10 protein-coding genes are annotated in these 12389 nt (G+C 66.1%); 1 reads left to right on the forward strand and 9 read right to left on the reverse strand.

The window, feature by feature from the left end; all coding sequences use genetic code 11:
* The 9 genes from AAF184_21550 to AAF184_21590 form a co-directional block, all read right to left on the reverse strand.
* Nucleotides 1–1548: hypothetical protein (locus tag AAF184_21550; GenBank protein MEO0424935.1), on the reverse strand; the 1548-nt coding region annotated here is incomplete at its 3' end.
* 168 nt (nucleotides 1549–1716) lie between these two features.
* Nucleotides 1717–3273, reverse strand: a complete 1557-nt coding sequence (lnt, locus tag AAF184_21555) for an apolipoprotein N-acyltransferase (GenBank protein ID MEO0424936.1) — start codon at nucleotides 3271–3273, stop codon at nucleotides 1717–1719.
* Nucleotides 3270–4139 carry a transporter associated domain-containing protein gene (locus AAF184_21560; GenBank protein ID MEO0424937.1) on the reverse strand — a complete coding sequence of 290 codons (870 nt, stop codon included), beginning with the start codon at nucleotides 4137–4139 and terminating at the stop codon, nucleotides 3270–3272. The genes lnt and AAF184_21560 overlap by 4 nt, the downstream gene beginning before the upstream one ends.
* Before the next feature lie 6 nt (nucleotides 4140–4145).
* The gene (ybeY, locus tag AAF184_21565) at nucleotides 4146–4616 is read right to left on the reverse strand and encodes an rRNA maturation RNase YbeY (protein ID MEO0424938.1); all 471 of its coding nucleotides are present in this window, start codon (nucleotides 4614–4616) and stop codon (nucleotides 4146–4148) included.
* A gap of 20 nt (nucleotides 4617–4636) precedes the next feature.
* Nucleotides 4637–5686, reverse strand: coding sequence for a PhoH family protein (locus AAF184_21570; GenBank protein ID MEO0424939.1), 1050 nt, complete (start codon nucleotides 5684–5686; stop codon nucleotides 4637–4639).
* Nucleotides 5683–7044, reverse strand: coding sequence for a tRNA (N6-isopentenyl adenosine(37)-C2)-methylthiotransferase MiaB (gene miaB, locus AAF184_21575; protein ID MEO0424940.1), 1362 nt, complete (start codon nucleotides 7042–7044; stop codon nucleotides 5683–5685). The genes AAF184_21570 and miaB overlap by 4 nt, the downstream gene beginning before the upstream one ends.
* Nucleotides 7045–7247: 203 nt before the next feature.
* The gene (locus AAF184_21580) at nucleotides 7248–8960 is read right to left on the reverse strand and encodes a bifunctional sulfate adenylyltransferase/adenylylsulfate kinase (GenBank protein ID MEO0424941.1); all 1713 of its coding nucleotides are present in this window, start codon (nucleotides 8958–8960) and stop codon (nucleotides 7248–7250) included.
* A 70-nt stretch (nucleotides 8961–9030) separates the two neighbouring features.
* Nucleotides 9031–9519, reverse strand: a complete 489-nt coding sequence (ssb, locus tag AAF184_21585) for a single-stranded DNA-binding protein (protein MEO0424942.1) — start codon at nucleotides 9517–9519, stop codon at nucleotides 9031–9033.
* A gap of 376 nt (nucleotides 9520–9895) precedes the next feature.
* On the reverse strand, nucleotides 9896–11113 hold the full coding sequence (locus AAF184_21590) for an MFS transporter (GenBank protein MEO0424943.1): 1218 nt from the start codon (nucleotides 11111–11113) through the stop codon (nucleotides 9896–9898).
* Nucleotides 11114–11325: 212 nt separating this feature from the next.
* Between AAF184_21590 and AAF184_21595 the strand changes: the two genes are divergently transcribed.
* A partial coding sequence (locus AAF184_21595) for an excinuclease ABC subunit UvrA (GenBank protein MEO0424944.1) occupies nucleotides 11326–12389 on the forward strand: 1064 nt, incomplete at its 3' end.

Consider the following 12389-nt stretch of genomic DNA (forward strand, 5'->3'; position numbering starts at 1 on the left):
GGCCACGATGTGTTGGGGAACGCCGTTGCGGTGCGGCGGCATCCAGTTCGCCACCAAATCGCCCTTCGTCGTCTTGATGCGGAATCGCATTCCACTGTGACCAAGATCTTCGAGCTCGAAGGAGTTGTTCGAACCCACGCCATGGCGCAGCACGGTGACCGCGCCGTGCACGGTGCTGGCGGGCGGCAGCGTAAGCCACGCCTCCAGCGCCATGAAGTCCTTCTTGCGGCACTCGGCGGTGATGCGGCTGGTACCGGTGAACTGCGCGCGCAGTGAACCGTTGGCGACGCTCGCGCCCTCACCGTGCCAGGTGATCGGTTTGCCGTGGAAATCGTTGTAGGGCGAGGCCGCGGGCGACTCGATGACGCTCAGGTATTCTCCGGTGAGCGCGTCGGCGATGATCCAGGGGTGGCCATCGAAGGTCTGCCAATCGCGGTAGCCGTAGGGGGCCACCGTCATGCGCTCCTCAGGCTCACCCTCGAAGTTCACCCACAGCACCTTCAGCGCCTTGTTGCTGTAGTTGAGCAGGTCCATGTAGCGCGCGGAGCCGCCACCGACGGAGTGCAGAGACTTCAGCGCTACCTGATCGGGGTGCACGCCACCCGGATAGTAGTGGGAGACGAGATTGTTGTACTCCGCATCATTCAGCAGCGACACGTACTCCAGGTGGGCCGGTTGCCCGCCGTGGTCAGCACGATCGAACACGCGAGCGCCCTGCCCCTCGTCGAAGATATATAGGGCCTGCAGGCCAGACTCGCTGCGCGAGCCCTGCTTGCGCGTCGAGGGCTGAATGAAGTTGGCGTGACGCTCGACGTTGACGTCGCGGTGCTCGAAGACGCCGCCGTCGATCACGGCGATGCCGATCTGCGATGAAGCGTTGGCTCCACTCGGCACGTTGGCAGCGGCCAGCGTGGCGCTGCCGCCGCCGGCCTGCCCACCGCTCCAGGCCATTTCGACCAGGTCGTCCTCGACCGCGCGCTCGATGCCATTGTCCGTGAGGAAGTCTGCGGCTGCCTCGCCAGGCAGGCGAACTGCCACCATGGCGAAGGTGGCGTACTCGCGAAGCACTTCACCACCGACGGCGTTGAGCTTCTGCTCGAGCTGCGCGACGGTCATGCCGGCGGGGAGCGAAACCACCTGATCGACCTGACCGGCCGCGGGCGGCATGAAGGCGCCCGAGCGCACGGGGAGGTGCGCATCACCGCGATCGATGGCGTCGATCCCGGGAGCGTCTTCAGCAGCGCGACGCAGGCGGTCCGCCTCACGTGCTTGCTCCGCCTGAGCGATCGATGTCGCGAGCATCGGGGAGATCGCCGACACGGACGCGAGCTGATCGCCCGCCGTCGCCGCGCGGGAGACCGCCGACAGCGCTTGCTGCCCAAACTCGGCGGCGGCGACCCTCGCCGCCACCGATCCCGCCTGAGTCGCCGCCGGCAGGGCAGGCACCACCCCGACGGCCAACTCTTGGGGCCCGGTCGGCGACCGAAGACCTACCACCGCCGCGATGGCGATGGCGGTTGCGCCGAACAAACTTACTACGCGCTTCATGACTCCGCTCCTCCGCGAGGAAATCCAAACCCCTACTGGGGCGATGACGGAAGTTTGCGCAAACGCAAGCACGGCGACGTTGTCGGTCGACGACGGCAACGCGCACAAAATGAGAAGCCCGTCGCATAAGCGATGGGTAAATCGAACGGCTAGGCTAGGGGTTTGACCTTACGCCCGACGAAGGCGCCAGCCCATCAGCGGTGCGGCCAACAGCATGGCGAGGGAGAGCCCGAGCGTCGGCCAGTCGCCCCATCGCACATAAGGCGTGGTGCCTTCGCGAGGCTGCACCTGCCCGCGCAGAACCACCGCGTCGAACAGCCCCGTGACGCTGCCCAGGGCACCGTCATGCTGGATGTAGGCGGATATTCCGCTGTTGGTCGAGCGCACCATCGGCCGCGCCACCTCGATGGCGCGCATGCGCGCGATCTGCAAGTGCTGATGGGGCGCGACGGAACCCCCAAACCAGGCATCGTTACTCACGTTCACGAGGAAGCTGGCCGCGGGCAACATGGCGCGAAGCTCACTGCCGAAGACGTCCTCGTAGCAGATCGACACACCTACGCGCTGCCCGGCCACCTGCAAGGGCGCCTGCCCCGCCGGCCCCGATTCGAAGTCCGAGTAAGGCAGGTTGAGGCTCTTCATCCAGCGCCGCACAAAGCTCGGCACGGGGAAGTACTCGCCGAACGGCACCAAGTGACGCTTGTGGTACTCCGTGACCCCCAAGCGATTCACCCCGAACACGCTGTTGTAGTAGCGCCGGTCATCCCGCGGCCCCTTGGCTTGGATGGCACCGATCAGCAGTCCGGTGTTCCTGTCGCGTGCGGCTTTGAAGAGACCCGCAAAGTAATCCCGCTCGCGATTGGCGAGCGCGGGGATCGCCGCTTCCGGCCAGACCAGCAGGTCGGCATCCCAATGCTCGTCGGTCAGGCCGCGGTACAGGGCCTTGGTCTTCGGCAACTGATCCGCCTGCCACTTGAGGTCTTGCGAAATGCCACCCTGGACGACGCCGACATCGAGGGGCGCACCGCGCGGCTGAGACCACTCGATGCCTTGCAGCCCCGCGCCGCCGAGCCAAAGGCCGAGCAGCACGGCGAGCGCCAAGCCCCGGCGCCACCAGCCCGTGCCCACCAGCACCAGCAGGGCGGCACCGGCGCTCAAGGTGACGGCGAGGCTCACCCCCAGCACCCCGACTACGGGCCCCCAACCGATCAGGGGCGCATCGGTCTGCGTGTACCCCCACGCGAACCAGGGGAAGCCCGTGGCGACCCACCCCCGCAGCCATTCGGTGAGCACCAGGGCCCCGGGCATGAGCGCAAGCAAGCCGAGGGCCGGGCTATCGCCGGCCAAGCGGTGCAGGCGACGCGCGAGCCACCCCGCGAGGGCGAAGTAGCTCGCCATCACCGCGACCAAGCCCAGCATCATGGGGATGGCGATGAACAGCGGCGCCTCGCCGAATTCGTGCAGGCTGATGTAGAGCCAGTAGGTGCCGCCGAGGAATCCCGCGGCCCCGAACAGAAACCCTCGCCAGGCGGCGCGCCGCGGCGTCTGCGCCAACCAACTCGCGTAGAGCACGACCAGGGTCGCGATGGCGACCACGAACCAGCCGAAGGGCGCAAAGGCGAAAGTGAGGGGCGCCCCCGCCAGCAGGGCGAGGAGATCGCCGCGCCTCCCCTCCATGGCGCGCGACAACCAGTCGGGCAGTTCCGCGTCCATCGGGGTGGTCAATCGTCCTCTTGGCTGGACGGGGCTGCCGAGCGGGTCACCTGCAGCAGATCGATGCGGCGCCGGGTCGCCCGCATCACCCGGAAACTGAAGCCCCCGACGATCACGCTTTCCCCGCGCCGCGGCAGGCGACCGAAGCGATGGATGACCATGCCGCCGATCGTGTCGTAGTCCTCGTCCTCGAAGTCCGTGCGGAAGTACTCGTTGAAGTCGTCGATGCGGGTCACGGCGCGCACGGCGAAGCGATCGTCCCCGTCAGGGGAGATGTCCTCGTCCTCCACGTCGTGCTCGTCGTCGATATCGCCGACGATCTGCTCGATGACATCTTCGATGGTGACCAGACCGGACACGCCGCCGTACTCGTCGACCACGATCGCCATATGATTCTGACTGTCGCGAAACTCCTTGAGCAGGACGTTCAGGCGCTTGCTCTCCGGGATGAACACGGCCTTGCGCAGGTACTCGCGGATATTGAAGGCGGTGTCGCTGCCTTCAGCGAAGTAACGCAGAAGATCTTTGGCGAGGAGAATGCCCACCACCTCGTCGCGGTGTTCGCCGATGACCGGAAAGCGCGAGTGCCCGGACTCGATGATGATCGGCAACAGCTCCTGAGGCTTGGCGTCGCGCTCGGCGACCACCATGTGCGGGCGAGGGATCATGATGTCCCGCACCTGCATCTCGGAGACCTCGAGCACGCCCTGGATCATGCCGAAGGCATCCGCGTCGTACAGGCCACGCTGCTGCGCGTCCTCGAGGATTTCGACCAGTGTTTCTCGGTCCCGGGGTTCACTGCCCAAGGCCTGAGTCAGGCGCTTGAGCCAGCTACGGCGTCCGGAACCGTTGCTACTAGGAGGTTGGTCGTCGCTCATCTTCGCTCAGGGATCCTCGTGTCTCGTTCGGTAAGGGTCTTCGAAGCCCGCGCTCGCCAGCAGCAGCGTCTCGCGCGCTTCCATGACAGTGGCTTCCTCGTCGCTCTCGTGGTCGTAGCCGAGCAAATGCAGGGTGCCGTGAATGACCATGTGGGCCCAGTGGGCAGCCGGTTCGATCGCGCCGGCGCGCGCTTCCTCGGCGACCACCTCGGCACAGACGAGCACATCCCCCAGGGGACGCACGGGTAACGGCGCTGGCACCTCCGCCGGGAAGGAGAGCACGTTGGTGGGCTTGTCGCGATCGCGATATTGCGCGTTCAAGGCCTGAATCGTCTGCGCATCCACCACCTGCACACCCACGGAGCTCGCGCCGGGCGCCGCGGTCAGGGCCAGACGCACCCATGAGGCGAGTTGCGCGGGCGACACGGGCACGCCGTCGAGATGCCCGGCGACGTCGACCTCGTGCTCAGCTTCCAGCGTTGAGGTCGCCTCCTGACTCACTGGGACGACTCGCTCTGAGACGGCCCAGAAGACGACCTTTCGCCTCCCTCACGGTCGGCACTGTTCACCTTCGGTGCGCGTTCGTAAGCTTCCACGATTCGCTGCACGAGGGGATGGCGTACCACGTCCGCCACGGTGAAGCGTGTGACGCGCACGCCGTCCACATCGCGCAGCACTTCCAGCGCGTGGCGCAGGCCCGAAAGCTGTTGGCGGGGTAGATCCGTTTGGGTGACATCGCCGGTCACCACGGCGCGAGTGCCGAACCCGATCCGCGTGAGGAACATCTTCATCTGCGAGACGCTGGTGTTCTGCGCCTCATCCAGGATGACGAAGGCCTCGTTCAAGCTACGCCCGCGCATGAAGGCGAGCGGTGCGATCTCGATCACGTGACGGTCGATCAGCTTGGCGACGCGATCGAAGCCGAGCATCTCGTAGAGCGCGTCGTAGATAGGCCGCAGGTAGGGATCGACCTTCTGCGACATGTCCCCGGGCAGAAAGCCCAGACGCTCACCGGCCTCCACCGCCGGGCGGACCAGCACCAGCCGGCGCACCGTCTCGGTCTCGAGCGCCTCGACGGCAGCCGCTACGGCGAGGTACGTCTTGCCGGTGCCCGCAGGACCCACGCCGAAGTTCAGGTCGGCGTCACGGATGTTGCACAGGTAGCGGCGCTGGTTGTCGCCGCGACCGCGTATCTGCAAGCGCCGTGCGCGTACCACCACGTCGTCGTCGGGACCGGGGTTCGCGGCGCCGGCGAGGCCCGTGGTGGCTTCGCGCGCACCGGTCTCCTGCAGCGCGAAGTGCACGTGCTGCGGTGCGAGGTCTTCGCGACCGGCCTGGGCGAAGAGGCGCTCGATCACCTTGATGGCGAGGGAAGTGCCCTCCTCATCGCCATCCACGCGAAACTGCGCGCCCCGATAGGCGATCTCCACCCCTAGGCGCTGCTCGATGTGGCGCAGGTGTTCGTCGAGCTGACCACACAGGTTCGCGAGCCGGGCGTTGTCCGCCGGCTCGAGGGTCAGGTCTCGCGATGTGCGGGTAGCGCTCAAGAGCGTTGAGCGGAGGCCGCGACGGCAGCCACCGGCGCCTGCGCCTCGACCAGGCGCCCGCGCAAGGAGTTGGGCAAGGCCTCGGTGATCACCACGTCGACGAATTCACCGATGAGATTCGACGGCGCATCGAAATTCACCCAACGCATATTTTCGGTACGCCCGGTGAGCTGCTGCTCGCTCTTGCGTGACTGACGCTCGACCAGCACGCGCTGGCGGGTGCCCACCATCGCCTCGCTGATGGCCATGGCCTGCTGATTCAGGCGGGCCTGCAGCAGGGCCAGGCGCTCCTTCTTCACCGCCTGCGGCGTGTCGTCGGGCAAGCCGGATGCCGGCGTGCCGGGTCGCGCGCTGTACACGAAGCTGAAGGACTGATCGAAGCCGACGTTCGCCACCAGATCCATGGTCGCCTGGAAGTCACGGTCCGTCTCGCCGGGGAAGCCGACGATGAAGTCCGAGGACAGGCTGATGTTCGGACGCACCTCACGAAGGCGCGCCACCTTGTGCTTGAACTCGAGGGCCGTGTAGCCGCGCTTCATCGCCGAAAGGATGCGATCGGAGCCACTCTGAACGGGCAGGTGCAGGTAATCGGGCAACTCGCGAACAGCCGCGTAGGCCTCGATGAGGCTGTTGGAGAACTCCACCGGATGGGAAGTGGTGAAGCGCACCCGGCCGATGCCATCGATACCCGCCACGTAGTAGATCAGCTCGCCGAGGTCGACGACGCGGCCATCGGCGGGGCCGCGGTAGGCATTGACGTTCTGCCCGAGCAGGGTCACCTCACGCACGCCTTGATCCGCAAGCGCCGCGACCTCCGCCAGTACCTCATCGAAGGGGCGGGAGATCTCCTCGCCGCGCGTGTAGGGCACGACGCAGAAGCTGCAGTACTTGCTGCAGCCTTCCATGATGGAGACAAACGCGGTAGGACCATCGGCGCGCGGTTCAGGCAAGCGATCGAACTTCTCGATCTCCGGGAAGGAGATGTCCACCTGCGGGCGCGCCTGGCGCCGGCGCTCGGCGATCAGATCGGGCAGGCGATGAACGGTCTGAGGGCCGAAGACCAGATCCACGTAGGGCGCGCGACGCAGGATAGCGTCACCCTCCTGACTCGCGACGCAGCCGCCGACGCCGAGGATCATGTCTGGCTTGGCCACTTTGAGTGGCTTCCAGCGGCCGAGCTCGGAGAACACCTTCTCCTGAGCCTTCTCTCGGATCGAGCAGGTGTTGAACAGGACGATGTCCGCCTCCGAGGGTTCGGAGGTGACCTCGCAGCCATGGGACTCGCGCAGCACGTCCACCATGCGGGCGGAGTCGTACTCGTTCATCTGGCAGCCGTAGGTCTTGATGTACAGCTTCATGGGGTGTTCGGACGTTCAAAGCCGCTAACGCGGCGAATCTTTGAGCGAAGGCGTTCCGGATGTCCGGTGACGGCGGCGTCGACGCCAGCGCTGAAAACGAAGACGACCCGGGCGCGGACGCCCGGGTCGCTCGATGGGACACGCAAGTTTACCCGTAATCGCTCCCGCAGCCCATCAGGCGGGGGCCAGCACGGACGCCGTCCTTACTTGATGAAGCCGAGGCTCTCGAGCTTCACCAGGATCAGGTGGGCGGCGTGGTCCGGGGTGATGTCCTGCGTATCGATCGCAAGCTCGGGGTTCTCCGGCGCCTCGTAGGGATCGCTGATGCCGGTGAACTCCTTGATCACGCCGGCACGCGCCTTGGCGTACAGGCCCTTACGGTCGCGCGCCTCGCACACCTCGAGCGGCGTCGCCACGTGCACTTCGACGTAGCCACCACCGGACGCGATCATCTCCTTCACGGCGCGACGGGTGGCCGTGTAGGGGGCGATCGGCGCGCAGATGGCGATACCACCGTTCTTGGTGATCTCACTGGCCACGAAGCCGATGCGCATGATGTTCAGGTCGCGGTGCTCGCGAGAGAAGCCCAGCTCACTGGAGAGGTGCTTGCGCACGACGTCGCCGTCGAGCAGCGTGACCTTGCGGCCGCCCATCTCCATCAGCTTCACCATCAGGGCGTTGGCGATAGTGCTCTTGCCCGAGCCGGACAGGCCGGTCAGGAACACCGTGAAGCCCTGCTGGTGGCGCGGGGGGTGGGTCTTGCGCAGCTCGGCGACTACCTTCGGGTAGGAGAACCAATCGGGGATCTCCAGGCCTTCCTGCAGGCGACGGCGGAACTCCGTGCCGGAGATGCTGAGGATGTCATCACCCTCTTCGCACTCATCGCGGGGCACGTACTGAGCCTTGTTCGAGACGTAGACCACCTGACGGAAGGGCACCATCTCGATCTCGAGCTCGTTCTGGTACTCGACCACCATCTCCTGGGCGTCGTAGGCGCCGTAGAAGTCCTCACCCTTGCTGTTCTTGCCAGGGCCTGCATGGTCGCGGCCGACGATGAAGTGCGTGCAGCCGTAGTTCTTGCGGATCAGGGCGTGCCAGACCGCCTCGCGGGGACCGCCCATACGCATGGCCAGCGGCAGCAGGGACAGGGCCGTGGTCTGCTCCGGGTACTCGTCGAGCAGGTGCTCGTAGCAGCGCACGCGGGTGAAGTGATCGATGTCGCCCGGCTTGGTCATGCCGACCACGGGCTGGATCAGGAGGTTGGCTTCCACCTGCTTGGCGGCGCGGAAAGTGAGTTCCTGGTGCGCGCGGTGCATGGGGTTGCGGGTCTGGAAAGCCACGATCTTTCGCCACCCGAGCTTCTCGAAGCGGGCACGCAGCTCCTTCGGCGAGTCGCGCAGGTGCTTGAAGTCGTAGTGCACGGGCTGCTGGATGCCGATCAGGCGGCCGCCGACGTACACGGGGTTGGCATGGTTGTGCAGGAAGTTGACCGCCGGGTGCGCCGGATCATCCGCACCGAAGACCTTCTCAGCCTCGAGGTGCTTGTTCGGCGTCCAGACGTCGGACACCTCGAGGACGGCGATCATCACGCCTTCCTGGTCGCGCAGGGCGACGTGGCCGCCGGGCTTGAGCTGCTCCGCAAATGCCTCGGTGACATCCAGGTTGATCGGCATGGGCCACAGGGTGCCATCGACGAGGCGCATTTCCTCGACCACGCGATCGTAGTCGGCCTGGCCCAGGAAACCTTCCAGCGGCGAGAACGCGCCGTTCAGCAGCAGCTCGATGTCGCACAGCTGGCGCTGCGTGAGATCCCAGGAGGGATAGTCGAGCGCGGCCTTCTTGTACTCCTCGAGTTGATCCTCCGGGAGGTAGAGATCCTTGAGCTCGCCACCGTGTGGCTTGATCAGGTCGGGCATGTGCGCGGACTCCTTATTTTGATTGATTTACGCGGGCGATCACTGCGACACCAGGCCCGGCCCGGTGTCTCTAGAACGGAATATCGTCGTCGAAGCCCTCGCCACCCGCGGCGGGAGCTGCCGCGCCTGCCGGGGCGGCGCCGGGATTACTGCTGCCGTGTGCCGGTGCTTGGCGTCGCGGCGCGTCGTCGTAGGACGGCTCACCGCCACCCATGCCGCCGCCGCGTCCACCCAGCATCTGCATCTCATTGGCAACGACCTCCGTGGTGTAGCGATCGTTGCCGTTGTTGTCCTGCCACTTATCAGTGCGCAAGCTGCCCTCGATATAGACCTGAGAGCCCTTGCGCAGGTATTCCTGGCTGATCTCTGCGAGGCGCCCGAACATGACCACGCGGTGCCATTCCGTGCGCTCCTGGCGCTCGCCGCTCTGCTTATCGCGCCAGCTCTCGCTGGTGGCGATGCGGAACTTGGTCACGGCGCTGCCGCTCGGTGCGTAGCGCGTCTCCGGGTCCGCCCCGAGGTTGCCCACCAGGATGACCTTGTTGATTCCTCTTGCCATATCGACCTTCCTCCTTGAGCGCTGCACACTTCATGCGTCGCGCAATAACGACGGCAACCCGCTCCACAAGCTGCTGGGGCTCCCGCGAAACAGCGTCGGCAATGCCGCCATCGCCAGCTGGTGACGCGGCATTCCCTTGCCCTTCGCATAATAGCCCCGGCACCGCAGCCACGGTGCTCAGCGTTTTTTGGTGCCGCCGCGCGATAGCGCGCTTGGGTGGCAGCTCATTTGCCGGCCGGGTGGTCGAGGACGGCGATTATATTCCGATGCAGTGCAAAACTCACGGCCCGCTTGACACAACGTAGAGGATCGCGTCGCGTTTACCGACTTAGTGTCCTGTCCCGCAAGCTCGTTGAGGAATTCGCGGGACAGGACACTAGCTCGACACATCGACGGACGCCGACGCTCTCTCCTCGCCCAGCAACATCAACCATAGGGCGGCGGCCACGGCGCCGAAGGCGAAGACGGCGCCGGCGCCACCGACCCCGTACAGGACGCCGCCCACACTGCCCCCGACGAAGGCACCGAAGAACTGGCTGCTGGCGTAGACGCCGGTGGCCGCCCCCCGCAGGTCCCCGGGGGCCTCCCGCGTGACCTCCGCGGGCAAGCGCGCTTCGATGAAGTTGAACCCCACGAAAAAGAAGACCAGCGCGCCCACCAGGACCGGCAGACTGCTGAAGCCGACGGCGAGAACCGCCTGCGAGACCACCAGAGCGATCAAGGCCATGACCCAGAGCCGTCGAGCGCCAACCCCGCGCTCGAGAGCGCGAATCATGGGGATAGTCGCAAGCAGGGACGTGACGATGGCGAGCACGTAGACCTGCCAGTGGCGCCCTGCGGCCAGGTTGAGTTCGTCGCGCAGGACGAGCGGTACCGCCACGAACAGGGCGGTCAACTGCAAGTGGACCAGGAACACGCCCGCATCGAGGCGTAAGAGCGCGGGCGACGCAAAGACCTCCGCCAGGCGCGCGCGGTCGAGAAAGGCCGAGCGCTCAGCGCGGACCGACGGAGGGCTCGGCACGGTGGTGAGCACCAGGACGGCACCGCCCACGGCGAGCGCACCGGTGAGCCAGAAGATCGAGCGCGCGCCCAGCCAGGCGGCGAGCAACGGACCCAGGATAAGCGACAGCATGAACGAAGCACCGATGCTCGCGCCCAATAGGGCCATGGCCCGGGTGCGCACCTCGAAGCGCGTGAGGTCGGCCAGCAAGGCGGTGGCCGCGGCGGAGATGGCCCCGGCTCCCTGCAACACGCGCGCTGCGATCAAGATCGGTAGCGTCTGGGCCGTGGCCGCGAGCACCGATCCCGCTGCCAACAGGCATAAGCCGCCCACGATCACCGGGCGACGACCGATGCGATCGGACAGCAGGCCGAAGGGGATCTGCAGGGCGGCCTGGGTGATGCCGTAGGCGCCGATGACGAGGCCGATCAACGCCGGCGTCGCGCCGGGGTAATCAGTCGTGTGCACGGCCAGCACCGGCAGGATCATGAAGAGGCCGAGCATTCGGCACACCACCACGAGGGACAGCACGCCTATGGCGCGTCCTTCCTCGGGGAGCAATTTGACCGGATTGGTGTCTGGCGAGGTGGCCAAGAGGGGCTGTCCGTGTCGTCACTTAGCCGGGCGCGTATGGTAGCAGTGCCATCGGGGTGGCTGCCCTGCGGATCTCAGTCCGAGCGCGAGACACGCACGCCCGCCCCAGGAAGGACGACACCCAAATCAATCGTCTCTTCCTTTGGCAGCGAGCAGCTCGCGGTCGTATAGTCGTGGGTTGTTCCGCTGTCGGCTCCAGCTCACTAAACCGCATGTCCGTCATCAACGTCCGGGGTGCCCGCACCCACAATCTGCGCGACGTCGACGTGACGTTGCCCCGCGATCGGCTGATCGTCATCACGGGCCTCTCCGGCTCGGGGAAGTCCTCGCTCGCGTTCGACACCATCTACGCCGAAGGCCAGCGACGCTACGTGGAATCGCTGTCCGCCTACGCGCGCCAGTTCCTGTCCCTGATGGAGAAGCCCGACGTCGACCATATCGACGGCCTATCGCCGGCGATCTCCATCGAACAGAAATCCACGTCGCACAACCCGCGCTCCACCGTGGGCACGGTCACGGAGATCTACGACTACCTTAGGCTTCTGTTCGCTCGCGCCGGCATCCCCCGCTGCCCGGATCACGAGGTCGATCTCGTGGCGCAAACGGTGAGTCAGATGGTGGATCACGTGCTGGCCCTGCCCGACGGGCAGCGCATGATGATGCTCGCTCCGATGATTCGCGGCCGTAAGGGCGAGCACGCCGCCCTGTTCGATGACTTGCGCGCCCGTGGCTTCGTCCGCGCCCGCGTCGACGGTGAGCTGGTGGAACTCGACGAAGCGCCACCCCTGGACGCGCGCAAGCGTCACGACATCGATGTTGTGGTCGATCGCTTCCGGGTACGGGACGACCTGAAGCTTCGCCTCGCCGAGTCTTTCGAGACGGCCCTCGCCCTCGGCAACGGCGTGGCGAGCGTGATCAGCCTCGAGAGCCCGGACGACGCCCCGATCGTATTCTCCGACCGCTTCGCCTGTCGCTTCTGCGGTTTCAGCATTCCGGAGCTCGAGCCACGGCTGTTCTCCTTCAACAACCCCGCCGGCGCCTGCGGGACCTGCGACGGACTGGGCGTTACCCGCTACTTCGACGCCAACCGCATCGTCACCCACCCGGAGCTCTCCATCGCGGGCGGTGCTATTCGCGGATGGGACCGTCGCAACGCCTACTACTTCATGCTGATGCAGTCCTTAGGCCTGCACTACGGCTTCGACCTGGAGGCGCCATTCTCCTCCCTCGACGAACGCCATCGCGAGCTCGTGCTCAACGGCAGCGGCGATGAGGA

The organism is Pseudomonadota bacterium, assembly GCA_039815145.1.
Lineage (GTDB): Bacteria > Pseudomonadota > Gammaproteobacteria > Steroidobacterales > JBCBZW01 > JBCBZW01.

Excerpts from the sequence above, each read along its gene's own strand:
- AAF184_21560 (MEO0424937.1), bottom strand. The coding sequence starts at position 4,139 with ATGAGCGACGACCAACCTCCTAGTAGCAACGGTTCCGGACGCCGTAGC.
- miaB (MEO0424940.1), bottom strand. The coding sequence starts at position 7,044 with ATGAAGCTGTACATCAAGACCTACGGCTGCCAGATGAACGAGTACGAC.
- AAF184_21580 (MEO0424941.1), bottom strand. The coding sequence starts at position 8,960 with ATGCCCGACCTGATCAAGCCACACGGTGGCGAGCTCAAGGATCTCTAC.
- ssb (MEO0424942.1), bottom strand. The coding sequence starts at position 9,519 with ATGGCAAGAGGAATCAACAAGGTCATCCTGGTGGGCAACCTCGGGGCG.